The organism is Streptomyces sp. NPDC044033 (genome assembly GCF_056434425.1).
In genome coordinates this window covers 1-26,413 of sequence record NZ_JBWKFF010000012.1, presented here as the reverse complement: position 1 = coordinate 26,413, position 26,413 = coordinate 1, and the positions used below count along the sequence as shown (strand labels likewise).

At 73.0% G+C, this 26,413-nt stretch carries 21 protein-coding genes; 14 read left to right on the top strand and 7 right to left on the bottom strand.

Going from position 1 to position 26,413, the window contains the following annotated elements; all coding sequences use genetic code 11:
- Positions 1-171: 171 nt before the first annotated feature.
- On the bottom strand, positions 172-1,389 hold the full coding sequence (locus AC07AB_RS21545) for an LCP family protein (protein ID WP_478569282.1): 1,218 nt from the start codon (positions 1,387-1,389) through the stop codon (positions 172-174).
- A gap of 211 nt (positions 1,390-1,600) precedes the next feature.
- Positions 1,601-2,356: a TIGR03089 family protein gene (locus AC07AB_RS21540; protein ID WP_478569280.1), complete on the bottom strand. Its 756-nt coding sequence runs from the start codon at positions 2,354-2,356 to the stop codon at positions 1,601-1,603.
- 137 nt (positions 2,357-2,493) lie between these two features.
- Between AC07AB_RS21540 and AC07AB_RS21535 the strand changes: the two genes are divergently transcribed.
- The 3 genes from AC07AB_RS21535 (at position 2,494) to AC07AB_RS21525 (ending at position 6,239) form a co-directional block, all read left to right on the top strand.
- A complete protein-coding gene (locus AC07AB_RS21535; RefSeq protein WP_478569278.1) occupies positions 2,494-3,960 on the top strand; it encodes a peptidoglycan recognition protein family protein in 1,467 nt (488 codons plus the stop codon).
- An 81-nt stretch (positions 3,961-4,041) separates the two neighbouring features.
- Positions 4,042-5,133, top strand: coding sequence for a mannose-1-phosphate guanylyltransferase (manB, locus tag AC07AB_RS21530; RefSeq protein ID WP_478569276.1), 1,092 nt, complete (start codon positions 4,042-4,044; stop codon positions 5,131-5,133).
- Between the two features lie 191 nt (positions 5,134-5,324).
- Positions 5,325-6,239 carry a DNA-3-methyladenine glycosylase family protein gene (locus AC07AB_RS21525; RefSeq protein WP_478569274.1) on the top strand — a complete coding sequence of 305 codons (915 nt, stop codon included), beginning with the start codon at positions 5,325-5,327 and terminating at the stop codon, positions 6,237-6,239.
- A gap of 104 nt (positions 6,240-6,343) precedes the next feature.
- Here the strand turns inward: AC07AB_RS21525 and AC07AB_RS21520 are convergent, their stop codons facing one another.
- From AC07AB_RS21520 to AC07AB_RS21510, 3 genes are all read right to left on the bottom strand, one after another.
- Entirely contained in the window at positions 6,344-7,699 is a 1,356-nt protein-coding gene (locus tag AC07AB_RS21520; RefSeq protein WP_478569272.1) for a coenzyme F420-0:L-glutamate ligase, read from the bottom strand.
- The gene (cofD, locus tag AC07AB_RS21515; protein ID WP_478569270.1) at positions 7,696-8,655 is read right to left on the bottom strand and encodes a 2-phospho-L-lactate transferase; all 960 of its coding nucleotides are present in this window, start codon (positions 8,653-8,655) and stop codon (positions 7,696-7,698) included. Before cofD ends, AC07AB_RS21520 begins: the two co-directional genes overlap by 4 nt.
- A 73-nt stretch (positions 8,656-8,728) precedes the next feature.
- Positions 8,729-9,235 carry a cysteine dioxygenase gene (locus tag AC07AB_RS21510; protein ID WP_478569268.1) on the bottom strand — a complete coding sequence of 169 codons (507 nt, stop codon included), beginning with the start codon at positions 9,233-9,235 and terminating at the stop codon, positions 8,729-8,731.
- 771 nt (positions 9,236-10,006) lie between these two features.
- Between AC07AB_RS21510 and AC07AB_RS21505 the strand changes: the two genes are divergently transcribed.
- The 3 genes from AC07AB_RS21505 (at position 10,007) to AC07AB_RS21495 (ending at position 16,321) form a co-directional block, all read left to right on the top strand.
- Complete coding sequence (locus tag AC07AB_RS21505) at positions 10,007-10,270, top strand: WhiB family transcriptional regulator (RefSeq protein WP_003983763.1); 264 nt, start codon at positions 10,007-10,009, stop codon at positions 10,268-10,270.
- A 577-nt stretch (positions 10,271-10,847) separates the two neighbouring features.
- Positions 10,848-14,675, top strand: coding sequence for a glycosyltransferase family 2 protein (locus AC07AB_RS21500; protein WP_478569266.1), 3,828 nt, complete (start codon positions 10,848-10,850; stop codon positions 14,673-14,675).
- Positions 14,672-16,321, top strand: coding sequence for a DUF5719 family protein (locus tag AC07AB_RS21495; RefSeq protein WP_478569264.1), 1,650 nt, complete (start codon positions 14,672-14,674; stop codon positions 16,319-16,321). The genes AC07AB_RS21500 and AC07AB_RS21495 overlap by 4 nt, the downstream gene beginning before the upstream one ends.
- Positions 16,322-16,676: 355 nt before the next feature.
- Here AC07AB_RS21495 and AC07AB_RS21490 read toward each other — a convergent pair whose 3' ends face one another.
- On the bottom strand, positions 16,677-17,165 hold the full coding sequence (locus AC07AB_RS21490; protein WP_478569262.1) for a metallopeptidase family protein: 489 nt from the start codon (positions 17,163-17,165) through the stop codon (positions 16,677-16,679).
- 277 nt (positions 17,166-17,442) lie between these two features.
- Between AC07AB_RS21490 and AC07AB_RS21485 the strand changes: the two genes are divergently transcribed.
- From AC07AB_RS21485 to AC07AB_RS21450, 8 genes are all read left to right on the top strand, one after another.
- Positions 17,443-17,886: a DUF3499 domain-containing protein gene (locus AC07AB_RS21485; protein WP_478569628.1), complete on the top strand. Its 444-nt coding sequence runs from the start codon at positions 17,443-17,445 to the stop codon at positions 17,884-17,886.
- Between the two features lie 113 nt (positions 17,887-17,999).
- Entirely contained in the window at positions 18,000-19,361 is a 1,362-nt protein-coding gene (locus tag AC07AB_RS21480) for a phosphomannomutase/phosphoglucomutase (protein ID WP_478569260.1), read from the top strand.
- Between the two features lie 312 nt (positions 19,362-19,673).
- Entirely contained in the window at positions 19,674-19,859 is a 186-nt protein-coding gene (locus tag AC07AB_RS21475; protein WP_478569258.1) for a Trm112 family protein, read from the top strand.
- A 177-nt stretch (positions 19,860-20,036) separates the two neighbouring features.
- Entirely contained in the window at positions 20,037-21,254 is a 1,218-nt protein-coding gene (locus AC07AB_RS21470; RefSeq protein ID WP_478569256.1) for an SIS domain-containing protein, read from the top strand.
- A gap of 63 nt (positions 21,255-21,317) precedes the next feature.
- On the top strand, positions 21,318-22,517 hold the full coding sequence (gene manA, locus AC07AB_RS21465) for a mannose-6-phosphate isomerase, class I (RefSeq protein WP_478569254.1): 1,200 nt from the start codon (positions 21,318-21,320) through the stop codon (positions 22,515-22,517).
- 114 nt (positions 22,518-22,631) lie between these two features.
- On the top strand, positions 22,632-23,576 hold the full coding sequence (locus AC07AB_RS21460) for a cation diffusion facilitator family transporter (protein WP_478569252.1): 945 nt from the start codon (positions 22,632-22,634) through the stop codon (positions 23,574-23,576).
- 267 nt (positions 23,577-23,843) lie between these two features.
- A complete protein-coding gene (gene ahcY, locus AC07AB_RS21455) occupies positions 23,844-25,301 on the top strand; it encodes an adenosylhomocysteinase (RefSeq protein ID WP_478569250.1) in 1,458 nt (485 codons plus the stop codon).
- 78 nt (positions 25,302-25,379) lie between these two features.
- Positions 25,380-25,994 (top strand): hypothetical protein, encoded by a 615-nt coding sequence (locus AC07AB_RS21450; protein ID WP_478569248.1) that lies wholly within the window; start codon positions 25,380-25,382, stop codon positions 25,992-25,994.
- A 158-nt stretch (positions 25,995-26,152) separates the two neighbouring features.
- On the opposite strand, the gene AC07AB_RS21445 is transcribed toward AC07AB_RS21450, so the two are convergent.
- On the bottom strand, positions 26,153-26,413 hold a 261-nt coding region (locus AC07AB_RS21445; protein WP_478569246.1), incomplete at its 5' end, for a hypothetical protein.

Here is a 26,413-nt window from a genome sequence, read left to right as displayed (position 1 = left end):
CTCCGGTCAAGTCGTCTGAAGCAGTGCGCGGTCGACCCGGCCGTGCGCACCGGATCGCTCACACTATCCGCCCAGTTCAGCGTGGTGCGACGCCGGTGACAAATTCCACTCCCCTACAACTGGGCAATCTGCTCAATCCAATCGAGGCGTCGCGCGTGCCTTTTGCTCCGTCTACTTACATACGTCCTGTTCTGCGGTGGTTCCTTCGTACGTCGGCTGAGCGCTCGGCTGCGAAGCGCGCGGCGACGGCGTACTCGGACCCGCCGACCGGCCGGGGCTCTCCTCGCCATCCCCGTGCCCGCCGTCAGCTGTCCTGATCTGTTTGACGACTGAAACGGTCCTGTCGTTGCGCAGGGCGTCGAAAAGCCTTCGGGCGTCCGGCTCCACGAGCTCGTCCCGATCGGAGTTGTACGTATATGGGCGGCGCGGCACCGTCATGAACTGGACACCGCCGGCGGGGATGCCCCGCACCTCGCGCACCAGGTCGTACAGCTTGCGGAGGGTGTCGAGACCGGCGTCGGTCGTCAGCGAGGACGTGGCCGCGTCCAGCACCGGGTAGAGGCGGACCGGATTGAGCAGCACCCCGTCGCTCTGCATCTTCTTGACGAGCGAGCCGAGGAACTCCTGTTGACGCCCCATGCGATCGGTGTCGCTGCCGTTGCCCATGCTGTAGCGGGCCCGTACGAACCCGAGCGCCTTCTCGCCGCGGAGCGTCTGCGGCCCGGCGGGCAGTCGCAGATGCGCCTTGCGGTCGTCGATGGCGGAGCTCAGGCAGACCTCGACGCCGTCGACCGCGTCGACCATCCTCTTGAAGCCGGTGAAGTCCACGATCACGTGGTGGTCCACGCGGATGCCGGTGAGCGTCTCGACCGTACGGATCGTGCAGGCCGTGCCCGCGGCCTCGAACGCCCGGTTGAAGGGGGCGTACTGCGCCTCGGAGTGCGCGCCGTCCGGTTTGCGGCAGCGGGGGATCTCCGTCATCAGGTCGCGCGGCAGCGAGACGGCCGTGGCGCTGCGGCGGTCGGCGGCGAGGTGCAGCAGGATCGCCGTGTCGGAGCGCTGGGTGCCGCTGTCCTCGCCGTACTCGCCGTTGCCGCCGCTCCGGGTGTCCGAGCCGATCAGCAGGATGTTCCGCGCGCCCGCGACCGCCGCCACGGGGCGCTCCGACTCGTAGCGGGCCAGCTCGCGCGCGGTGTCGGTGTCGGTCTTGATGTTCCCGTCGAGCTGTTCGTACAGCCACCACGCGGTGCCGCCGGCCGCCAGCACCAGGACCGTCACGCCCAGCGCCGCCCAGCGCAGCCAGCGGCGCCTGCGCCGCGCCGGGGCCAGGGCATCCGGGTCGGCGGCGTCCGGGTGGGCGGCGGGCGGAGTGTCAGGGCGGTCGGTCACGGATGCGTCCATCCCTCACGGAGTCGGCGCCGGGCTCCGGGGCCCGCCGCCGGGGTGGGGGAGGCGGAGCACGGCCGTACGTACGTACCGCCGATCATCGCGCGCCGCGCGCGCCGCGGCCCGGGGACTCGGCGCGCCGTGCGCCCGGACGGGTGGCATCGGGGGCGGGCCCGCCACGGGCGAGGGGGTTCGCCGACCGACCCGCCCGCCGCTACCGCGGTACCGTCACCGTGACGCGCTCGTCCGCCACGCGCTGGGCCAGCCCCGGCGCCGACAGCTGATCGAGATGGCGGCACAGGACGACCGAGCCGTCCGCCGCCAGGGGCGCGAGCAGACCGGCGGACAGCCCCTCCCACGTGTCGTACGACAGGCCGGACAGCAGCCGGGAGCCCGGCGCCAGGCCGCGCGACTCGGCGTCCGTACGGGCCCGGTCGACGGCCTGCGCGGCGGTCAGCTCCAGGCCGCCGACCACGAGCGCGGGCGCGTCCGGGTCCACCGGCACGTACGGCGCGAACCGGTCGCCCTGCCCCGGCACCTCCACCGCGTAGTCCGCGAACCCCTCCGGCGGCCGCGGGAACCGGCCGCCCAGCGGGCGCAGGGCCAGCGCCACGCGCTCACCGGAGCAGGCGCGCGCCGCGTCCAGCGAGTCCGGGCCGCTGACGACCACATCGGCCGCGGCCGGATCGCCGCCGACCTCGGCCACGACGCCGACGGACGAGGCGGCCAGCAGCCAGACGGCGCTCTGCCAGTGCGCGGGCAGCAGCAGGGCGAGCCGGTCGCCGGGCTCGACGGACAGGTCGTCCTGGAGCAGATTGGCGGTCTTCGCCACCCAATTGGCGAAGGTGGCCACGGAGAGTTCGACGCGTTCACCCGTGGCGTCGTCGAAGAAGGTCACGAGCGGGCGGGCCGGGTCCGCCGCGAGGGCGGATCGCAGCAGGTCGGCGGGGGTGCGATCGGTGGCGTTCATCGCCGCCAGGGTACGCGCCGGACGTGGCGCGCATCAGCCGTACGGGCGTTCCGGGCCGGGGGGCGGGCCACCGGTTCGGCCGAGAACCCGTCAATTCACGAATAGACAGATATCCGCCCTTTGCCCACGATTTTTTCATGCGTCCACTCCTGGCTTCCTCGACGGCCGTGGCCTGCGCCGCCGTCCTGGCACTCCCGCTCACCGCCCCCTCCGGCGCCGCCGTACGGGCCGACGCCGCGGCCGCGGCGCCCGCCCCGGCCTCCTCCGCGGGGGTCCCCGGCTCCACCCGGTCGCTGCCGCTCGTCCCCCTCGGCGGCGCCGCCCACCGCGCCGGAGCCGCCGCCGAGCAGGGCCTGTCCGCCCGCGCCGTCCGGCCCTTCTCCCTCCTCGGCGTCGTCTGGAAGGACGCCGCCGCCGAACTCCACGGCCGGGTCCAGGTCCGTACCCGCGCGACCCGCACCCACGTCTGGTCCGGCTGGCAGGACGTACAGACCCACGACGACGACCGGCCGGACGCCGACTCGCCCGAGGCCCGCAACCGCCGGAGGCACGGCGCCACCGCGCCGCTGTGGGTCGGCGACTCCGACGGCGCCCAGGTCCGGGTCCGCGCCAAGGCCGCCGGCCGGCGCGCCGGCGCGGCGGCCCACGCCGCCCTGCCCGCCGGGCTCCGCCTCGAACTCGTCGACCCCGGCGCCGAACCGTCCCCCGCCCAGCGCGCCGCCAACCCGGTGCCGACCGGGGAAGAGGCCGCCAGCTCCGCCGCCAACGCGCAGCTCGCGCCCCTGGGCGCCACCGAGATCCCGGCGCTGGACAAGGCCGAGTCCGAGGCCGACGCGGCGGTGGTCGACGGCGGCTTCGACGACGGGCCTTCCGAGGACAGGGCCCCCGGCGACGGCGCCCTCCACGACGGCACGACGGACGACGGTGCGGCTGCCGACGGCACGGCTGCCGACGGTACGACGGACGAGGACGACGCGCGCGCCGCCGAGCTGCGCCGCCGCATCGGGCCGCGCCCCCGCATCGTGACCCGGTCCGGCTGGGGCGCCTCCGAGCGGCTGCGCGAGCGGCGGTTCCGCTACACCAAGACGGTGAAGGCCGCGTTCGTCCACCACAGCGCGACCGGCAACAACTACCGCTGCTCCCAGGCGCCTTCGGTCATTCGCGGTATCTACCGCTACCACGTCAAGAGCAGCGGCTGGCGGGACATCGGCTACAACTTCCTCGTCGACAAGTGCGGCACCATCTACGAGGGGCGGGCAGGCGGTGTGGCGAAACCCGTCATGGGCGCCCATACTCTCGGGTTCAACAGCAACAGCATGGGCATCGCCGTCCTCGGCTCGTTCGCACATGCCAACCCGCCCGCCGCCGCGGTCAAGGCCGTGGCCCGCCTCACCGCCTGGAAGCTCGGCCTGTACGGCGCGAACCCGCGCGGCACCACCCGCCTCGTGTCGGGCGGCGGCAACCGCTTCAAGAAGGGAGCCCGGGTCAAGCTGCACGTCATCTCCGGCCACCGCGACGGCTTCGCCACCGAATGCCCGGGGGCCCGGCTGTACAGGAAGCTCGGTTCGGCCCGCGCCGTCTCGGCCCGCCTCCAGGGGCGCTGACCGGGCGAAGGCCACGCGTTCACTGTCTGCATACACTGGCCGCCGACCACGGCCGGCCCCAGCAGGAAGCAGAGATACACGTTGTCTGAATCGCCAGAAGCGATCCTCCTGGTCGGCGGCAAGGGGACCCGGCTGCGCCCGCTCACGGTGCACACGCCCAAACCGATGGTCCCGGCGGCGGGCGTCCCCTTCCTCACCCACCAGCTCGCCAGGGCCCGCGCGGCCGGCGTCGAGCACATCGTGCTCGCGACCTCCTATCTGGCCGAGGTCTTCGAGCCGTACTTCGGCGACGGTTCCGCCTTCGGCCTGCACCTGGAGTACGTCACCGAGGAGGAGCCCCTCGGCACCGGCGGCGCCATCCGCAACGTGGCGTCCCGGCTGCGGTCGGGCCCCGGCGACCCGGTGCTCATCTTCAACGGCGACATCCTCACCGGCCTCGACATCGAGGCCCTCGTCGCCACCCACCGCTCGGCGGGCGCGGACGTCTCCCTCCACCTCACGCGCGTGGACGACCCGCGCGCCTTCGGCCTGGTGCCGACCGACGCCGCCGGGCGGGTCACGGCCTTCCTGGAGAAGCCGCAGACACCGGAGGAGATCGTCACCGACCAGATCAACGCGGGCGCGTACGTCTTCAACCGCTCCGTGATCGACGCGATCCCCGACGACCGCCCCGTCTCCGTCGAACGCGAGACCTTCCCGGACCTCCTCGCCGCCGGCGCGCACCTCCAGGGCATGGTCGACTCCACCTACTGGCTCGACCTCGGCACCCCGCAGGCGTTCATCCGGGGCTCCGCCGACCTCGTCCTGGGCCGCGCCCCGTCCCCGGCCGTGCCGGGCCGCTGCGGCGACCGCCTGATCACCGACGGCGCGCTGGTCGCCACGGACGCCAAGCTGACGGGCGGCACGGTGATCGGGAAGGACGCCCGGATCGAGTCGGGCGCGCGGATCGAGGGGAGCACCGTGCTGGACGGCGCCGTCGTCGAGGCCGGGGCGCGCATCGTGGACTCGCTCGTCGGGGCGGGGGCCAGGGTGGGCGCGCGGACGGTCGTCGAGGGCGGAGTGATCGGGGACGGCGCCGTGGTCGGCCCGGACAACGAGCTGCGGGCCGGGGTACGGGTCTGGTGCGGGGCGGACATCGGGGCAGGGGCGGTGCGCTTCTCTTCCGACCAGTGACCTTCTCTTTTCGGCTCTTGCGGCTCTTCCGGCTCTTCCGGTCGGTGGGACCAGCGGGAGGAGCGGATGGGGCGGCGGGCCGCCGCCCCCGTACGTCCGTAACGTCCGTACCGCTCGGCCCGTACGTCCGGTGGCGGGGCGGTGGGCCCGCGTCCCGTCGGTCCGTACCGCTCGGCCCGTACGCTGGTCGGATGTCCGACACTCGCGCCTGGGGGCTGCCCGGCCCCTACGACCGCCATGACCTCAGGCGGAATCTGGGCGTCCTGGGGCGGGGGCCGGGAGACCCGGCGTTCCGGGTGGCGGCGGACGGTTCGGTATGGCGGGCGTCGCGGACGCCGGACGGGCCGGGCACGGTCCGTATCGCGGTGGCCGGCGGCGAGGCCGGTGCGCAGGCATGGGGGCCGGGGGCGGGCTGGCTGCTCGCGCAGGCGCCCGCGATGCTCGGCGCGCACGACGACGCGGCGGACTTCACACCACGCCACCGCCTCGTCCACGAGGCCCACCGCCGCCACCCCGGGCTGCGCCTCATCCGTACGGGCCTGGTCCTCGAATCGCTGATCCCCTCGATCCTGGAGCAGAAGGTCACCAGCGACGAGGCGTACCGCGCCTGGCGCCTCCTCCTCGGTCGCCACGGCGAACCCGCGCCCGGCCCGGCCGACGGCATGCGCGTCATGCCCGATCCGCGCGCCTGGACGCTGATCCCGTCCTGGGAGTGGCACAAGGCGGGCGTCGACGGCAAGCGGTCGTCGGCCATCCTGCGCGCCGCCCGGGTCGCCCGCCGCCTGGAGGAGGCCGCCGGCATGGACGACGCGCGCGCCTCCGCCCGCCTCCAGGCGATCCCCGGCATCGGCCCCTGGACGGTGGCCGAGACGTTGCAGCGCAGCAACGGTTCGCCGGACGCCGTGACGGTGGGGGATCTCCATCTGCCGAAGATCATCGGGTACGCGCTGACGGGCGAGCGCGGCACGGACGACGCGGCGATGCTCGACCTGCTGGCCCCCTACGAGGGCCACCGCCACCGCGCCTGCCGGCTCATCCTCCTCACCGGCCGCACCCCGCCCCGCCGCGCGCCGCGCCTCTCGGTGAACGACATTCGCGCGCTGTAGCCACCGGGGTCCTCGCCGGACTCCCTCGGTCCGCGCGAGGGGGCGCCCCGGCAGAGCGATCCTGGGGACCAGGCTCTGCCCCCTGACCCCCTACTGCTTACCGTTTACCGCACAGCGACGAACGTGTCCGCGTCACGTGCCGCGCGAGGCCGGGCCGGCGCCGCCGCGCGACCCACCGCCACCGCACCCATCGGATCCCAGTCCTCGGGCAGTTCCAGCACCCGCCGCACCACGTCACGGCAGAACATCGTGGACGACACCCAGGCCGAGCCGAGCTGCTCGCCCGCCAGCGCCACCAGGAAGTTCTGCACCCCGGCCCCGGCCGTCACGACGAACATCTCCCGCTCGGCCGCGGCGCGGCGCTCGTCGGGGTATGTGTGGGAGCCGTCCATCACCAGACACGGCACCACCAGATACGGCGCGTTCCGCAGCACGTCGCCCCGGCGGAGCCGCTTGGCGATGCTCTGCTCCGTGAAGCCGTCGGCGCGCAGATCGGCCGCCCAGGCGTCGCGCATCGCGTCGAGCAGTCCGGTACGCGCGTGCTCCGACTCCAGCAGGACGAACCGCCACGGGGTCGTGTGGTGCGGCGCGGGCGCGGTCACGGCGGCGGCGACCGCCCGCCGCACGGCGGCGCCGTCGACCGGGTCGGCGGTGAACTCGCGGACCGTACGCCGCAGCGTCACCGCCTCCCGTACGGCCTCCGAGGTCCCCAGCCGGAACATGTCGTCGGCGGCGACGCGCACCAGCGCCCGCGCGCCGCTCCCGTCCGGTTCCTCGGGGCCGTCCGCACCGCCGCCGGAAGCGCTCGGCACCAGGTGCGAAAGCCCCCGCACCACCGCCACCGGCAGCCCCTCGGCCTTCCCCTTCACCAGGTCACCGGCGGCGGCCAGCTCGTCCGCCGTCGCGACGACCGTCACGTTCAGCGCGTTGCCGTGCGCGTCCTCGCCGCCCCGCAGGTCGTCCAGGACCCGTACCCCCGCGGCGCCGATGGCGATGTCGGTGAGCCCGTTGCGCCAGGGGCGGCCGAAGGTGTCGGTGATGACGACGCCGACCTCGACGCCCAGCGCCGCCCGCACCCCGTCCCGGATGAGCCGGGCCGACGCGTCGGGGTCCTCGGGGAGCAGCAGTACCGTCCCGGCGGGCGTGTTGGAGGCGTCGACGCCCGCGGCGGCCATGACCAGGCCGAGCCGGCTCTCGACGATTCGCAGCTGACCGCGCCGGGCGACGACCCGTACCGTCTCGGCGTCGATCGCCGCCTCGCGGTCCGCGGCCCGGACGATCCGGCCCTCGGCCTTGGACACGATCTTGGAGGTGACCAGCAGTACGTCACCGTCGGCGAGCCCGGAAGGCTCGCCCTCGCCGGCCGCGCCCGCGATGAGCTTGGCGAGGTCGTCCCCCGGCCGTACCTCCGGCAGGCCGGGCAGCGCCCACACCCGGAAGGCGGGCGGCGCCTGGCTCACGCCCGTACCTCCTCGGCGAGTTCGAGGGCCTCGCGGGCCATCCGCGCCGTGGCGTCGAGGTCCGTCATCATCAGCGGCACGGCGCGGCAGCGGATGCCCGCGGCCTCCACCGGCTCGACGGCGGCGGCGTCCACGGTGTCGACGAGCCAGCCGTCGAGCATCCCGGAGCCGTAGTGCTGGGCCACGGCCGTGGCGGTGGTCTCGACGCCGACGGCGGCGAGGACCTTGTCGGCCATGCCGCGTACGGGCGCGTCGCCGACGATGGGGGACAGGCCGACGACCGGGACCCCGGCGTCCGCGATGGCCTCGCGCATGCCCGGCACCGCGAGGATCGTGCCCACGCTGACGACGGGGTTGGACGGCGGGAAGAGCACGACGTCCGCCGCGGCGATGGCCTCCAGGACGCCGGGCGCGGGCTTGGACTGCTCGGCGCCGACGGGGATGACGGCGTGCGCGGGCACGGACGCGCGCAGCCGGACCCAGTACTCCTGGAAGTGCACGGCCTTGCGGCCCTCGTCGGTGTCCACCAGTACGTGCGTCTCGACGCGGTCGTCCGTCATCGGGAGCAGCCGGACGCCCGGGTTCCACCGCTGGCACAGCGCCTCGGTCACCGCGCTGAGCGGGTAGCCGGCGCCGAGCATCTGGGTACGGACGATGTGCGTGGCGAAGTCGCGGTCGCCGAGGCCGAACCACTCGGGTCCGACGCCGTACGCCGCGAGCTCCTCCTTGACCGCGAAGGTCTCCTCGGCCCGGCCCCAGCCCTGCTCCTCGTGGATGCCACCGCCGAGGGTGTACATCACGGTGTCGAGGTCGGGACAGACTTTCAGGCCGAAGAGATGGATGTCGTCGCCGGTGTTCCCGATGACGGTGATCTCCGCGTCGGGAGCTGCTGACTTGAGGCCGCGTAGGAAGCGGGCACCGCCGATGCCGCCGGCCAGAACCACAATGCGCTGCATGGGGCCAGTCTGTCAGCCGCGGGCCGACGTGTTGAAGGGCGGTGGCGGGCGGCGGCCCGTAACTGTCGGTACGTCAGCGGGCCGACGCCGCGCACTGCGGGGTGTGCATGGGCATCTCGGTGAGGCCGGGGAAGTAGACGTGCAGACTGACCGCCGGTTCGAGGGAGTCGTTGACGATCTCGTGGACGTAGCCGGGCGCGAAGATGCGCTGCGCACCCGCTGTGAGACGGAGGCGCGCGGCGCCGCCCGCCCCGGCGGGGGCCCCGGCGGTGGAGTGCTCCGTCAGCTCGCCGCCCAGCACCGTGAGGATGCCGGACGAGGGGCCGTGGTCGTGGCGGCCGCTGCCCTGGCCGGGGACCCAGCTCAGCAGCCAGACCTCGTAACCGGGGCCGGTGCGCAGCCGGTGGTACCAGCGGCTGGCCGCGTCATAGCGGACGAGGTGCGCCCAGCTGTCGCGGTCCGCGGCGATCGCGGCGGCCAGGCCGGCGAATCCGGCGACGGTCGAGGGGTGGGCGGCGACGGGCGGCAGGAGGTGCGGGATGGCGAGCGGGTCGCCGGCGATCTGGACGTCGCTGTTCATGTGCGGAAGTTCCTCGGCAAGAGTCTCGGTATGAGTTCTGCATGAGTTCGGCCGGAGCCATGAGCCGTGCCCCGCGGGTCGCGAGCCAGAGGTCATGAGCCAGGAGCCACGGGGCATGAGTGCGGCATGAGCCCGGAGGCGCGAAGTGACGCTGTGAGGCAGGCGCGGCGCGGAATCCCGCCGCGCCTGTGGGCGGGTGCGGAGGTCTGCGCGAGTGGGACGGGCCGCGGCGAGCGCGCCCGGCTCAGCTGGAGCTCGGTGGCGTCAACAGCTGGAACAGCGACAGCGAGCCTGCACAGCGCAGCGGGACCCGTAGGAACGGGTCAGGCAGAGCGTGGAGGTCGCTGACATGCAAACAAGAAGACCGGCTGGTGGCTCCCCTTGTCAACTAGATGTCCGTTTTGGAGCTAATGTTTCACCTCATCCGGTTAAAGTGCTCGACGAAAGGTTTGTGTGCACATGTTTCCGGAGAGGTGGCGCACCAAGCGCACCCGTAAACGTCCTCCGTCGCACGAGGTGCAACGGGATCGCCGCGCATGGCGTCCTCACCTCAGGGGAGGCGATGCGCGGTGGGCGAGTGGGTGTGTCCCGTCTTATGGCGATTTGAACACTTTCTGCATAGCCTTGGTTCCGCAGAGTGAATAAGGAGCCCAATAGCAGATCTCGGCTTGACTGGCCCGGATCGGCACACTTGTAATTTCACTCGTGTCGTTCAGCCGTGTTCGGTAACGGCAACATCACGGGGACGCAAAAGACAGACTAGGGGCGCACATGACCGAGCTGTTTCAGGAACTGCTGGTCGAGGAGGCGGACGAGGAGCTCGGCTGGCAGGAGCGCGCACTGTGCGCCCAGACCGATCCGGAGTCTTTCTTCCCGGAAAAGGGCGGATCCACTCGCGAGGCGAAGAAAGTCTGCCTTGCGTGCGAAGTCCGCTCCGAGTGCCTTGAGTACGCCCTCGCCAATGACGAACGCTTCGGCATCTGGGGCGGCTTGTCCGAGCGCGAACGCCGCCGCCTGAAGAAGGCCGCGGTCTGACGGAGACCGCATGCGGCCCAGGCCGCACCCGGCGCGGATCGCGGCTCGAACGCGCCGCCCGGCCGTCCCGGGCCTGACCGCCCCGGCCGCCGCCGGCCCGCACCGGTTCGCAAGGCACCGGCCTCGCACCGCACGCGCACCACAGTGCACACGATTCAAAACAGTGCACACGATTCAAAAACGCACGCGCTTCGCACCGCACATGCACCACAGCGGCACGCGCACCGCAGCAGCACGCGCACCACAGCGCACGCGCATCACCGCGCGCCAGCTTCATAGCGCGCCCGCTCCATAGCGCACACGAGGGGAAACACCCCCGATTCACCGCGCGCACGATCCCAAAACGCACATACCGTACGGCCCGCTCCCGGCACCACGCCCGCCGGAAGCGGGCCGCGGTGCGTCCCGGACGGCCGCGCCCGTACGGACCCGGTCGGCGGACACGTACGAACCATTAGTGTGGGGTGCCGTCCGTGACGCACCAACGACCCCACGGGGCGCGGGCGTCCACCGCAGTCCAAGCACGCAGTCTTCCGGGGGGCGACCCCGGGACCCCGGCCGGAGGGCCCGTACCTCGATGTCCGTGCATAGTCACTCGGCGGCTCAACACCCGGCCGCCACCCCTGAGTTCCCGCGGCACGTCGTCACCGCCGTGCTCGTCTCCCACGACGGCGACCGATGGCTGCCCCAGGCCCTGAGCGGTCTCCTCGGCCAGGAACGGCCCGTACAGAACGCCGTCGGCGCCGACACCGGCAGCGCCGACGAATCCGCCCAGCTGCTCACCGAGGCCCTCGGCGCGGATCACGTGCTGCACCTCGCGCGGCGCAGCGGATTCGGCACGGCCGTCGACGAGGCGGTCCGCTCCGCGGCCGTCCTCACCCCCGACGACCTGCCCTATCTGAAGCGGCCCAGCGGCTGGGACCCCGTCAGCCGCGCCTGGCGCGACGACGCTTACGAGATGCCGGAGCTGCCGCACGGCGAGCCCGTCCAGTGGCTGTGGCTGCTGCACGACGACTGCGCGCCCGAGCCCGACGCGCTCGCCGGGCTCCTGCGTGTCGCCGACAGCGACCCCGACGCCGCCATCGTCGGACCCAAGCTGCGCAGCTGGTACGACCGCCGGCAGCTCCTCGAAGTCGGCGTCTCCATCGCCCGCAGCGGCCGCCGCTGGACCGGACTGGAACGCCGCGAGCAGGACCAGGGCCAGCACGACCAGGTGCGTACCGTGCTCTCCGTCTCCACCGCGGGCATGCTCATCCGCCGCGACGTCTGGGACGAACTCGGCGGCATCGACGCCCGGCTGCCCCTCATGCGCGACGACGTCGACCTGTGCTGGCGCGCCCAGGCCGCCGGGCACCGGGTGCTCGTCGCCCCCGACGCCGTGCTGCGGCACGCGGAGGCGTCCGCGCGCGAACGCCGCCCCGTCGACTGCGTGGGGCGCTCCGTCGCCAACCCGCACCGCGTCGACAAGGCCGGCGCCGTCTACACCCTCCTCGCCAACAGCCGCGGCGCAGCCCTCCCGTACGTCATGGCGCGGCTGGTGGTCGGCACCCTGCTGCGCACCCTCGCCTACCTCGTCGGCAAGGTGCCCGGCCAGGCGCTCGACGAACTCGCGGGCCTCTTCGGCACGCTGCTGCGCCCCGGCCGGATCCTCGCCGCCCGCAAGCGGCGCGGCCGGCCCGTGGTGGAGGCGAGCGAGCTCCGGCCGCTCTTCCCGCCGCCCGGCGCGACCGTACGGGCCACCTTCGAGCAGGTCGCGGGCAACCTCAGCGGCCGCTCCGAACCCGAGCTCTCCTCCGCCGGCCGGCACGGCGGCGTCGAGTCCGGGCCCGGCGGCGACGACGCGGACTTCCTGGAGATCGAGCAGTTCGCCCGGCTCAAGCGCATCGCCCGGCGGCCCGCTCCGGTGCTCTTCGCCGTCCTGCTGCTCGTCTCCTTCATCGCCTGCCGCCAGCTGATCGGCGGCGGCTCGCTGTCCGGCGGCGCGTTGCTGCCCGCCCCCGACGTGTCCGCCCTCTGGGCGAGCTACCTGGACGGCTGGCACCCGGTCGGCACCGGCAACACCGGCACCGCACCGCCCTACCTGGCCATCCTCGCGACCCTGTCGACGCTCTTCCTCGGCTCCACCGGCTTCACGCTCACGTTGCTGCTGGTCTGCTCGGTGCCGCTGGCCGGCCTCACCGCCTACTTCGCCTCCCGGCCGCTGGTCGGCTCCCGGCAGCTGCGCGCCTGGGCGAGCGTGGCGTACGCCTTCCTGCCCGCCGCCACCGGCGCGCTCGCGGGCGGCCGGCTGGGCACCGCCGTACTGGCCATCCTGCTGCCCCTGATGGCGCGCGCCGCCGTCGCGGCCAGCGGGGTACGCACGCCCAAGGCCCGCCCGAGCTGGCGCGCGGTCTGGGCGTACGCGCTGCTGCTGACCTTCACCGCGGCCTTCACCCCCATCGTCTGGCCGATCGCGCTCGTACTGGGCCTCGCCACCCTGCTCGTACGCGTCGTCGTCGGCCGGGGCGACCAGCTGCTCGCCCACGGCCTGCGGTTCCTCGCGGTCGTCGGCTCGCCGCTGATCGCCCTCGCGCCCTGGTCGCTGTCGCTGCTCACCCACCCGGGCCGCTTCCTCACCGAGGCCGGACTGGACTACGGACACGGCACGGCCTCCGCCCTGAAGCTGCTCTCCATCGACCCCGGCGGCCCCAAGACCTTCGGCGGGCTGCTGCTGCTCGGCATCGTGCTGGCGGCGCTCGCGGCCCTGCTGCGCGGCGACCGGCAGCCCGCGGTCCGCTGCGCGTGGGCCGCGGCACTGGTCGGCCTGCTCTTCGCCGCGCTCGCCAACGGCTCCGGCTGGGCCGGCCCCGCCTCCCTCGTCTACGGCATCGCCCTGATCGGCGCGGCCGTCGTCGGCGCGGAGGGCGCCCGTACGCGCGTGGCGGGGCTCAGCTTCGGCTGGCGGCAGCCCGTCGCCGCCCTCATCGCGGTCGCCGCGGCCGTCGCGCCCGTCGTCGCCGCCGTCAGCTGGATGATCAGCGGCGCGGACGGGCCGGTCGAGCGGCGGGACCCGGTGCAGGTCCCCGCGTTCGTCGCGGAGGAGGCGGGCACCCGGGACCAGGCGCGCACCCTCGTGCTCGGCGGCGAGCCCGCGCACGTCGCCTACACGCTCGTACGGGGCTCCGGCGCACGGCTGGGAGACGCCGAGCTGACCACGGCCGGGGGCGCCGACAAGAAACTCGACGGCGTCGTCGCCAACCTCGTCGCGGGCTCCGGCGCCGACCAGACCAGCCGGCTCGGCGAGTACGCCGTCGGCTATGTCCTCGTCCGCGACAGCGCCCGGCCGCTCGGCCGGGTCCTGGACGCGACGCCGGGCCTGACCCGGCTCAGCCAGGAGGACCGCAGCTCGCTGTGGCGCGTGGACCAGCAGGTCGCGCGCGTCGCCGTGGTCAGCGGCGCGGCGGACGCGGCGCGGCCGGGCACGGCCACGCCGCCGGTTCCGGTCGCGGCCGGGCCCGTGGAGGCGCACAGCACGATCCCGGACGGCCCCGCGGGGCGCGTGCTGCGCGTCGCCGACCGGGCCGCGCCCGGTTGGCAGGCGACCCTCGACGGAAAGCCGCTCAAGGCCACCACCGTGGGCGGCTGGGCGCAGGGCTTCGAGCTCCCGGCGGGCGGCGGCCGGCTGGACCTCACGTATGACACCCCGCTGGCGCACACCGCGTGGGTGTGGGCGCAGGGGCTGCTCGGCGTCGTGCTGGTGGTGCTCGCGCTGCCGGGCCGCCGCCGTGAGGTCGACGACGACCTCCCGGAGGCCGAGGCGGCGGCCGTACCGGCGCAGGCCGCGTCGGGGGAGGGCCGCCGGGCGCGCAGGCTGCGGGCCGCGGCGGAGGCCGAGCAGGCCGCCGGGGCGGAGCCGGCCGGCGACGGCGGGCCGGTGGCGGACCCGTACGGGCAGGAGGCCGCGGACCTCGGCCCCGAGGAACCGCAGGAGGGGGCGGGGCACCTCGCCGACCCGTACGCGGTGCCGCAGCAGGGGCAGTACGGCGAGTGGGACGGCCAGAGCTACGCGGACTACGGCCGGCAGCAGGGCAGTGACGGCGGTGACCAGTACCAGGAGGGTCAGCAACACCAGGGCGACCCGTACCAGGAGGGCCACTACCAGGGCGGCGGCCACTATCAGGGCGGCTATCAGGACGGCCAGTACCAGGACGGCCAGTACCAGGCGGGGCAGCACCCCGGCGGGCAGCACCCTGACCAGTACCCCGAGGGCCAGTACCAGGACGGCCGGTACCAGGACGGCCAGTATCCGGCGCAGCCTTACGACGGCGGCCAGTACGACCCGTACGCCTACGGCGGGCAGCAGCCCTACGACACGGCGTACGGCAACGGAACCCAGCCGCACCGCGACGGGAGCGAGCACCAGTGAACCGCACCACCCTGACCTTCTTCGGAGCCGTCGCCGCGCTCGCCGCCGTCACCGGCGTCGCCGCGGTCACCGTGCCCTCCGGACCGGCCCTGACCACCGCGAAGACGGCCGAACGGCTGCCCGTACAGCGCTCGACCCTGGTGTGCCCGCCGCCTCCGTCCTCGGAGGTGGGGGAGACGACCTACACCGGGTTCACCCCGCAGGGGAAGGGCGGCGCGAGCGGGTCCCAGAAGTCCGCGGGGAAGTCCACGGCCGACATGCTGCCCGCCTCGGGCTCCTCGTCGGGCTCCGGGGGGAAGAAGGACGACAAGGGGAAGAAGGACGGCAAGGACGGCAAGGACGGCAAGGACGGCAAGGACGGCAAGGACGGCAAGGACGGCAAGGACGGCAAGGACGGCAAGGACGGCAAGGACGGCAAGGGCGCTAAGGACGCCAAGGACGCCAAGGACACAGCCAAGCCCGTCGTCTCGGTGAAGGAGCCCGGCAAGCCGGTGACCGCCACCACCGACAGCTCCGACGCGCCCGCCCTCATCGGGTCCGCCGACGGGGCGCTCGCCCCCGGCTGGAGCGTGCAGCAGACCACCACCATCAGCGCGGGCAGCGGGCGCGGGGCGCAGGGCCTGACCTGTACGCCGCCCGACACGTCGTTCTGGTTCCCCGGCGCGAGCACCGGCAAGTCGCGCCAGGACTACGTCCACCTGACCAACCCGGACAGCACCCCGGCCGTCGTGGACCTGGAGCTTTACGGCAAGGACGGCCGTATCAAGGCCCCCACCGGCGAGGGCATCAACATCCCGCCCCGGTCCACCGTGCCGGTGCTCCTGTCGACCCTCACGAGCCTGCCCGTGGACGACGCCGTCCTCCATGTGGCGGCCCGTTCGGGGCGCGTGGGGGCCGCGGTCCAGGCGTCCGACGAGAAGGCCGGCGGCGACTGGCTGCCGGCCTCCGCCGAGGCGTCGTCCGGCGCGGTCTTCCCCGGCGTACCGGCGGACGCGACCTCGGTGCGGCTCGTCGCCTTCGCGCCCGGCGGCAGCGACGCCGACCTCAAGGTCAAGCTCGCCGGCAAGAGCAGCGCGATCACCCCGGCCGGCCACGAGACGCTGCACGTCAAGAGCGGCATGATGGCCACCGCCGACCTCGGCGAGGTCACCCGGGGCGAGACGGGCTCGCTGCTGCTCAGCGCGGAGAGCGGCGGCGGCAAGGTGGTCGCGGCGCTGCGCGTCACGCGCGGCAAGGGCGACAAGCAGGAGACGGCGTTCATCCCGGCGACGAACCCCATCGAGGAGCGCGGCACGGTCGCCGACAACCGCTCCAAGGGCTCGACGCTCTCCCTGGTCGCGCCCGAGAAGGAGACGGAGGTGAAGGTCACCTCCTCGGCGGGCAGCGAGGGCGGCAGCCCGGTCAGCAAGAACTACACCGTCAAGGCCGGTACGACGCTCCCCGTCGATCCGCCGAAGCCCAGCGGCGGCAAGGGCGCGTTCGGCGTGACGGTCGAGAAGATCTCCGGCGGCCCGGTGTACGCCTCCCGGATGCTGTCGCTGCCGGAGGGCGGCGTTCCGATGTTCACCATCCAGACGCTCCCCGACGACCGGGGGACGGTCGAGGTGCCGGAGGCCGAGCAGCGGCTGTCGCTGCTGAACGACTGAGGGCGGGGCGGCAACGGGGGCGGGAGCGGCGGCTGTACGGGCGTGAGGGCGGTACGGACGGGGCTGGGGGCGGTACGGGCGTACAGGGCAGTACGGGCTCTGCGGCTCTACCGCCCCTACCGGCTCCTCCGGTTCCTCCGGTTCCTCTGGCTCCTACGGCCCCTCCGGCTCTACGGGCAGGGCCGGTGATCGGCTTGGACCGGTGCTGTCCTGTTCCGAGCGGTCCGTTTCCGGCCGACCCGGCCCGTACAAGCCATTCCGGTTTCGGCCAGTAAGTCCGGTTACTTACGGTCGATTTCGGAACGATGGGTTGATTTGTTCCTTTATGTCGGCCTGTCGACTCGGCCCTGCCCGCTCAGTCCTGCCCGTATCGCGGATCCACCGACTCCGGGGCCAGCCCCATCAGTTCGGCGACCTGCTCCACGACGACCTCGTGCACGAGCAGCGCGCGCTCGTCGCGGCTCTTGGTGCGGATCTCGATCGGGCGACGGTAGACGACGATCCGGTCGGGGGTGTCGCCGTGCGCCGCGACGTACCGGCCGAGGGGCACCGAATCGCCGTCCAAGGAGTCGAGCGCGTCCAACGCGCCGAGCGCCAGGGCGCCCTCGTCCGGGCCGGGTTCGGCGCCGGGTACCTCGCGTACCGCGAAGTCGACCTTGGAAAGCTGGGGCCAACGCCGTTCCAGCCGCTCCACCGAGTCGTGCACGAGGTCGACGAAGGCGTCACCGCGGCTGACCGACAGCGGCACTTGGGGCGGTGCGATCGGCCCGCGCATGCCGCGTCCGTGGCGGTCGCGGCGGCGCGGACGCGGTTCGGATTCACGGGGTGGATCGGAGCTGTCCATCACGTATGAGAGTAGCCCTCACCCGGCCGCGGTCCTGCGGTCGACGCCCAACGCGCGGCATGTCGCCGGATGAACATTTCAGTCACACCTGCGATCAATTACAGCCACCTCCCGGACTGGTGAACTCGTACCGGATGACACGAATTGAGCCGGGCTGTGACAGGAATCATTACTTTCGGAACCTCAGGCCCGTCGGCCCCTCGCAGGTCAGAGAGGCGGTTCCAGCCATGCCCACAGCGGACGTACCGGGACGACACGGAGGGGTGAGCCAGGGTGGATTCTTCGCGGCCCGCTCAAGAGTGCGGTACCGTCCAACGTCGTGAGCCCTGTACGTCGCTGTTCGCGCACCGCGTGCGGTCGCCCCGCCGTCGCGACGCTGACGTACGTCTATGCGGATTCGACCGCTGTTCTCGGACCGCTCGCCACCTACGCCGAGCCCCACTGCTATGACCTGTGCGCCGAGCACTCCGAGCGGCTGACCGCGCCGCGCGGCTGGGACGTCGTGCGCCTCGCCGTCGACACCGGCCCCGCCCGCCACAGCAGCGACGACCTCGAAGCGCTCGCCAACGCGGTGCGCGAGGCCGCGCGTCCGCAGGACCGCCCGACCCGCGGTCCGGGCGGACAGGGCACCGGGCCCGTCGGTCCCAACGGCCGGGAAGCCGACCCCATGGAGGTCGCCCGCCGAGGCCACCTCAGGGTCCTGCGCTCGCCCGACTCCTGAGCCCCGCCGCGGCCCGCGTATCCCGCCGTGACGGGCCGTACGGCGATGGGCCGGATCAAGGACGCCGCCAGGTAGGTTTGTCACCCCGAACCGGACTCCAGGAGGGGTTGGCTGTGGCTGATCTGTCGCAGATCGTGAAGGCGTACGACGTGCGCGGCGTGGTGCCCGACCAGTGGGACGAGTCGCTCGCCGAGTTCTTCGGCGCCGCTTTCGCCCAGGTGACCGGCGCGAGCGCGATCGTCGTGGGCCACGACATGCGGCCGTCCTCCCCCGGGCTGTCCCGGGCGTTCGGGCGCGGTGCGGCGGCACGCGGCGTGGACGTCACCGAGATCGGCCTGTGCTCCACGGACGAGCTGTATTTCGCCAGCGGACAACTCTCCCTCCCCGGTGCCATGTTCACCGCCTCGCACAACCCCGCCCAGTACAACGGCATCAAGATGTGCCGGGCCGGTGCGACCCCCGTCGGCCAGGACACCGGCCTCGCCGAGATCCGCACCCTCGTGGAGGGGTGGCTGGACGGCGGTCCGGGGCCCGAGGCGGCCGGCACGCCCGGCGAGATCACTCAGCGCGACATCCTGTCCGACTACGCCGCCCACCTGCGCGGCCTCGTCGACCTCACCGGCATCCGGCCCCTGAAGGTCGTCGTCGACGCGGGCAACGGCATGGGCGGGCACACGGTGCCGACCGTCTTCGACGGACTGCCCCTGGAACTCGTCCCGATGTACTTCGAGCTCGACGGCACCTTCCCGAACCACGAGGCCAACCCGCTCGACCCGAAGAACATCATCGACCTCCAGGCCCGGGTCCGCGCGGAGGGCGCCGACATCGGCCTGGCCTTCGACGGCGACGCGGACCGCTGCTTCGTCGTGGACGAGAACGGCGACCCCGTGGCCCCGTCGGCGATCACCGCCCTCGTCGCGACCCGCGAGCTGGCCAAGCACCCGGGCGGGACCGTCATCCACAACCTGATCACCTCCTGGTCCGTGCCCGAGGTCGTCAAGGAGCACGGCGGCGAACCCGTCCGCACCCGCGTGGGGCACTCCTTCATCAAGGGGGAGATGGCCCGTACCGGCGCGATCTTCGGCGGCGAGCACTCCGCGCACTACTACTTCCGCGACTTCTGGAACGCCGACACCGGCATGCTCGCCGCGATGCACGTCCTGGCGGCGCTCGGCGAGCAGAGCGGACCGCTGTCCTCGCTCGTCGCCCAGTACGACCGCTACGCCGCCTCCGGCGAGATCAACAGCACCGTCATCGACCAGGCGGACCGGATGGCCGCCGTCAAGGCGGCGTACGAGGGGCGCGAGGGCACCGCCCTCGACGAACTCGACGGGCTGACCGCGACCGCCGCCGACTGGTGGTTCAACCTGCGCCCCTCCAACACCGAGCCGCTGCTGCGCCTCAACGTGGAGGCGCGCGACACGGCGACCGTAGAGCGCGTACGGGACGAGGTCCTCGGCATCGTGCGCGCGTAGCCCGCGCGGACACCGGTCCGGACGGACCGCCGGGCGGGGCCTCGGCATCGAGCGCGCACCCCGCTGTACGTCCGTACCGGGTCGCCGGACGCGCGCGGACCGCGGGTTCCTCACCCAGCGCCTCGTCGGCACCGTCCGCGGGCCGCCGTACGCGCGCGGTCCGCGGGCCGCCGTGTCGGCGTGACCCGCGGGCCGCGCGCCGCCCGCGGACTCCCGCGCGGCGGGGCCGCACCCGCCCCGCCAAGCGGCGCCCGCCCCGCCCGGCGGTAGGCTGAAAGCGACGCGTCTGCCCGCCCCGAAGGGAACACCCCCATGCCGCTCGAAGCCGGTCTCCTGGAGATCCTCGCCTGCCCGGCGTGCCACGCGCCCCTCCGCGAGGAGACCGCCGAGGACGACGCCCCCGAGCTGGTGTGCGGCGGCAAGGACTGCGCCCTCGCCTACCCCGTACGCGACGGCATCCCCGTCCTCCTCGTCGACGAGGCCCGCCGACCGGCCTGACCCCGGCCGGCGAACGCACGGGACCGGTGGGGACCAGAACGGCCCCCGCCGGGACCCCGCAGCCGGAGACAGACGGACAAGACGGACAAGACAGCACACGGCAGCACACGGCGGCGACAGCGCCACGACGGCATCACAGGCAGGCGCACCGCCGCGGCGATCGGAGGCCGAAGCCCCATGCTCGACGAGTCGTTCCTCGATGATCCGGCCGCGCTGGCCCGCGCCGACGCCCACGGACTGCTCCGCGGCACCGCCGAATCCGGCGCCCGCGTCCGTACCGCCGCCCGCGACGCCGCCGAAGCGGGCATCGCGGACCTCAAACCCGACGGCCGCCCCCGCGCCGTGCTCGTCGCGGGCCCCGGCCCCGTCGCCGCCTGTACCACCGACCTCTTCGCCGCTCTCGGCGGCGGCAACTGCCCCGTCTCCCTCATCCGGCCGACCGGCGTCGCGTCCGCCGCGGGCGCCCTGATCTGGACGCTGCCCGGCTGGGCCGGCCCGCTCGACCTGCTCCTCGTCGCCAGCCCGGACGGCGCCGAACCAGGTCTCGCCCTCCTCCTGGAGCAGGCGTACCGGCGCGGCTGCTCGGTCGTCTGCGTCGCCCCCGCCGGCTCGCCCGTCACAGAGGCCACCGCACAGGTCCGCGGCCTCACGGTCCCGCTCGCCAAGGCGCTGTACGAGGCCACGAGCCCGTACGGCCAGGGCGGCCCCGACACACCTGCCGGCCCCGGCGGGCCCGACAGCCCCCTCGGCCGCTATGCCGCGGACCGCGCCGACGAGCCCCCCGCCGCGCCCGGCGCCCTCTGGTCCCTGCTGACCCCGCTGATCGCCCTCGCCGACCGCATCGGCCTGCTCACCGCGCCCCCGCCCGCCCTCCAGTCGCTCGCCGACCGGCTGGACCAGGTCGCCGAGCGCTGCGGGCCCGCCATCGCCACGTACAGCAACCCCGCCAAGACCCTCGCCACCGAACTCGCCGACACCCTCCCGCTGATCTGGACCGAAGGCCCCGTCGCGGGCGCCGCCGGCCGCCACTTCGCCACCGCGCTCACCGCCCTCGCGGGCCGCCCCGCGCTCGCCGCCGAGCTGCCCGAGGCGCTGACCGGCCACGCCGCCCTGCTGGCGGGCGCGTTCGCCGCCGGGGCCGACGCCGACGACTTCTTCCGCGACCGCGTCGAGGACCCGCAGGCGCTGCACGCCCGCGTCGTCCTGCTCCGCGAACGGGAGCTCGCCGGCACCTCCCCGACCCCCGCGGCCCGCGACCTCGCACTGCACCACGACACCCCCGTGAGCGAGCTCGAACCGACCGAAGGCACCCCGCTGGAAGCCGCCGCCGAACTGCTCGCCATCACGGATTTCGCCGCCGTCTACCTGGCGCTCGCCTCCGCACCGCGACCATGAACCCGGCCGCGGCATCCGGCCCGTACGCGCCCGCACACCCCGCACAGTCAGGAACCGCTCCGCATGGACCGCCTCGCCAACACCGTGCGCCCCTACGCCTGGGGCTCCACCACAGCCATCCCGGAACTGCTCGGCACCGCCCCCACCGGTGAGCCGCAGGCCGAGCTGTGGATGGGCGCACACCCCGGCGCACCCTCGCGCGTCGACCGGGGCAGCGGCCCCGAGGCGCTCAGCGACGTGATCGCCGCCGACCCCGAGGGCGAACTCGGCGGGGCGGCCGTCCAGCGCTTCGGCCCCCGCCTGCCGTTCCTCCTCAAGCTCCTCGCGGCCGGTTCCCCGCTCTCCCTCCAGGTCCACCCCGACCTCACCCAGGCCGGGGAGGGCTTCGCGGACGAAGAGGCGCGCGGCGTCCCCATCGACGCCCCGCACCGCAACTACAAGGACGCCAACCACAAGCCCGAACTCCTCTGCGCGCTGACGCCCTTCGACGGGCTCTGCGGCTTCCGGCCCCCGGCCGAGGCCGCCGACCTGCTCGCCGGCCTCGGCGTCGACTCGCTCAAGCCGTACGTCGACATCCTGCGCGCCGCACCGGAGTCCGGGGCGCTGCGCGAGGTGCTCACCGCCGTCCTGACCGCCGACCGCACCGCCATGGCCGAGACCGTGACGCAGGCCGCCACCGCCGCCGAGGAGCTCGGCGCGCAGGAGGGCCCGCACCAGGGCTCGTACGCCGCCTACGCGGCCATCGCCCGGGACTACCCCGGCGACCCCGGCGTCATCGCCGCCATGCTCCTCAACTACGTGCGGCTCCAGCCCGGCGAGGCGCTCTACCTCGGCGCGGGCATCCCGCACGCCTACCTCGACGGCCTTGGCGTCGAGATCATGGCCAACTCCGACAACGTGCTGCGCTGCGGTCTCACCCCCAAACACGTCGACGTGCCCGAACTGCTGCGCATCGTCCGCTTCGAGGCCACCGCCCCCGGCGTCCTGCGGCCCGAGGCCGACCCCGGCGGCGAGGAGGTCTACGAGACCCCCACCGACGAATTCCGCCTCTCCCGCTACGACCTGGGCCAGGCCGCCGAACCCAGCCGCCCGGACGCCCGTACGCCCCAGATCCTGCTCTGCACCGTCGGTACGGCCGTACTGCGCGACGCGACGGGCGGCGAGCTTGCCCTCGCCCGCGGCGAGTCGGCCTACGTCCCGGCCGGCGAACAGGTCGGACTGACCGGCGAAGGCACCGTCTTCCGGGCCACCGTGGTGGCCTGACGGGCCGCCCGCCCCGGGGCTGCGACAATGACCCGCCGCAAAGGACGGGCAGAACCGCCTCCGGAGACGGGTGGCGGCAACGGGCAGTAGGGGTGGAAGGGACAACCGGCACACATGAGTGCAACAGGCGGAAACAAGGCGATCGTCGCCGCACTGGGCGCAAACCTGTCGATCGCCGTGGCGAAGTTCGTCGCGTTCGCGTTCAGCGGGTCGTCGTCGATGCTCGCCGAGGGAGTGCACTCGGTCGCCGACTCCGGCAACCAGGCGCTGCTGCTCCTCGGCGGGAAGAAGGCGAAGAAGAAGGCGAGCGAGGAGCACCCCTTCGGCTACGGCCGCGAGCGGTACATCTACGGCTTCCTCGTCTCCATCGTCCTGTTCACCATCGGCGGCGTCTTCGCGCTCTACGAGGGCTACGAGAAGATCAAGGAGCCGCACGCCGTCGAGCACTGGTACTGGCCGGTCGGCGTGCTGGTCTTCGCGATCATCGCCGAGGGCTTCTCGTTCCGCACCGCGGTCAAGGAATCGAACGAGCTGCGGGGCAAGCAGAGCTGGGTGGAGTTCATCCGCCGTGCGAAAGCCCCCGAGCTGCCCGTCGTGCTGCTGGAGGACTTCGGCGCGCTCATCGGCCTCGTCCTCGCGCTCGCCGGCGTCGGCCTGGCCCTCGCCACCGGAAACGGCGTCTGGGACGGCGTCGGCACCCTGTGCATCGGCATCCTGCTCGTCGCCATCGCCCTGATCCTGGCCGCCGAGACCAAGTCGCTGCTGCTCGGCGAAGCAGCCGGGCCCGACGCGGTCGCCAAGATCCGCGCGGCCGCCGTCGACGGTGACACCGTCACCCGGGTCATCCACATGCGCACCCTCCACCTCGGCCCGGAGGAACTGCTCGTCGCCGCGAAGATCGCGGTCCAGCACGACGACAGCGCCACCGAGGTCTCGGACGCGATCAACGCGGCCGAGGCCCGTATCCGCGAAGCCGTACCGATCGCCCGGGTCATCTACCTCGAACCGGACATCTACCGCGCCCAGGCCGAGGTGGCGGGCGAGCCCGCCGAAAACTGACCGCCCGGCCCGGGGGCCGACGGCCCGGCCGCTCCAGTCTCCGTTGACCACGGGGGCTGGGGTTCGCTGGGCCGATCGGTGTAGCTTTGACCGAGAGCCAGACGTCGCTGCTGATGGCGGTCGGGCGGCCCGCACCGCGGACCGGCCGAGGGAGAGAGGGCCTCCGACGGACTGAGCTGCGCGGCAAGGGGAGGAGTCTGTCCCCGTCTGCCTTGCAGCCCTGCCGCACCCAGACCTCGCACGCCTTTTCCAGGAGGAGCAGCCCGTATGACCACGACCTCCACCAGCCAGGACTTCAAGGTCGCCGACCTGTCGCTGGCCGCCTTCGGCCGCAAGGAGATCACCCTCGCCGAGCACGAGATGCCCGGCCTGATGGCGATCCGCAGGGAGTACGCCGAGGCCCAGCCGCTGGCCGGCGCCCGCGTGACCGGCTCCCTGCACATGACCGTGCAGACCGCCGTCCTCATCGAGACCCTGGTGGCCCTCGGCGCCGAGGTGCGCTGGGCCTCCTGCAACATCTTCTCCACCCAGGACCACGCCGCGGCGGCCATCGCGGTCGGCCCGAACGGCACCCCCGAGAACCCGCAGGGCATCCCGGTCTTCGCCTGGAAGGGCGAGACGCTCGCAGAGTACTGGTGGTGCACCGAGCAGGCGCTGACCTGGCCGAACGCCGCCACCGGCGGCCCGACGGCGATCCTGGACGACGGTGGCGACGCCACCGTCCTCGTCCACAAGGGCGTCGAGTTCGAGAAGGCCGGCGCGGTCCCCGACCCGTCGACCGCCGACAACGAGGAGTACGCCCAGGTCCTCACCGTGCTGGGCCGCTCCTTCGGTGAGAACCCGCAGAAGTGGACCCAGCTGGCGTCCGAGATCCGCGGCGTCACCGAGGAGACCACCACCGGCGTCCACCGCCTCTACGAGATGCAGCAGGCGGGCTCGCTGCTCTTCCCGGCGATCAATGTGAACGACGCCGTCACCAAGTCGAAGTTCGACAACAAGTACGGCTGCCGCCACTCCCTGATCGACGGCATCAACCGCGCCACCGACGTCCTGATCGGCGGCAAGGTCGCCGTCGTCTTCGGCTACGGCGACGTCGGCAAGGGCTGCTCCGAGTCGCTGCGCGGCCAGGGCGCCCGAGTGATCATCACGGAGATCGACCCGATCTGCGCGCTCCAGGCGGCCATGGACGGCTTCCAGGTCGCCACGCTCGACGACGTCGTCGGCATCGCCGACATCTTCGTGACGACGACCGGCAACAAGGACATCATCATGGCCTCGGACATGGCCAAGATGAAGCACCAGGCGATCGTCGCCAACATCGGCCACTTCGACAACGAGATCGACATGGCCGGCCTCGCCAAGACCCCCGGCATCGTCAAGGACGAGGTCAAGCCGCAGGTCCACACCTGGACGTACCCCGACGGCAAGGTCCTCATCGTGCTGTCCGAGGGCCGCCTGGTGAACCTGGGCAACGCGACCGGCCACCCGTCGTTCGTGATGTCCAACTCCTTCGCCGACCAGACCCTGGCGCAGATCGAGATCCACACCAAGCCGGAGTCCTACCCGACCGACGTGTACGTGCTGCCCAAGCACCTCGACGAGAAGGTCGCCCGCCTCCACCTGGCCGCCCTCGGGGTCAAGCTGACGACGCTCCGCCCGGAGCAGGCCGCCTACATCAACGTCCCGGTCGAGGGCCCGTACAAGTCCGACCACTACCGCTACTGACCGCACCGCACCAGCAGCCGGTACCAGGCCCCCGCCCCCAGGGCGGGGGCCTGTCCCATGCCCGTCAAGGACCCCACCATGCCCCGCGGCCGTTACGCGCTCCACGATCCGCACGACCACACCCCCCTAGGTGAAGAACACTTCCACTGCGCCCCCGGACCCTCCGGCTGGCGCTACGTCGCGCAGACCACCACCCCCTCCGGCGACCACGCCGGCTCCATCGACCTCACCCTCGACGGACTCGGCCGCCCGCTGCGCCTGGAACTGCACGCCGCGAGCTGGCAGGTCCGCGGCGCCGCCCTGGAGGGCGTCACCTGGGTCCGCACCGATCCGACCGGCGAGCACGCCACGGAAGGCAACGTCCCCGCCCACGCCTTCACCGGCGCCTCCCCGGCCTTTTACGTGGCGCTCTCCCGCCTGCTGCGCCTGACCCCCGGCGCTCCCGCCACCCGCGTACGACTCGTCGCCTTCACCGCCCCCGTTCTCGCACCCCGCACCCTCGACCAGTCCTGGGCCCTGGTGAACAGATCAGCACACGCCACTGACAACGGGCCGCTGAGTGTGGACGAGTACCAGGTCGGCGACCTGGATACGGGCGAGCAGCACGCGGTCCACCTGGCCGGCGACGTGGTCCTCGCGGCCCCCGGCGTCGAACTCGAAGACCTGGAGAGCCCGCCGTCGTCGTTCACCTGACGACCGATGTGCGCCGCCCCGCGTCGGCCTGCTAGTCTCCTCTTCGCCCCAGAAAACCCGTTGACACGGGTGGACCGGGGAGGTAGATTCGAACGGTTGCCGCGAACTGGACAAGTTCGAGCGCAGCGGTTAGTGTCTGACTCGCTTCGGTCGTGAATTCAATTCCGACGGAGTAACTTCGAATCCTTATCGGAAAAGATGAAGCCGATTAGCTCGGCCGAAACGAATCTGATAAAGTCGGAACCGCCGAAAGGTAAACCCCCTCCAACGGGGATCGGAAATGTAATTCGAACCGGAAACGGAACGGAAAACGGATCTGGTAGAGTTGGAAACGCGAAGAAGCCGAAAGGCCGAAACGCACCGGCGGAAATCAGGACCGCGAGGATCTGATAGAGTCGGAAACGCAGGAACACGAAGGG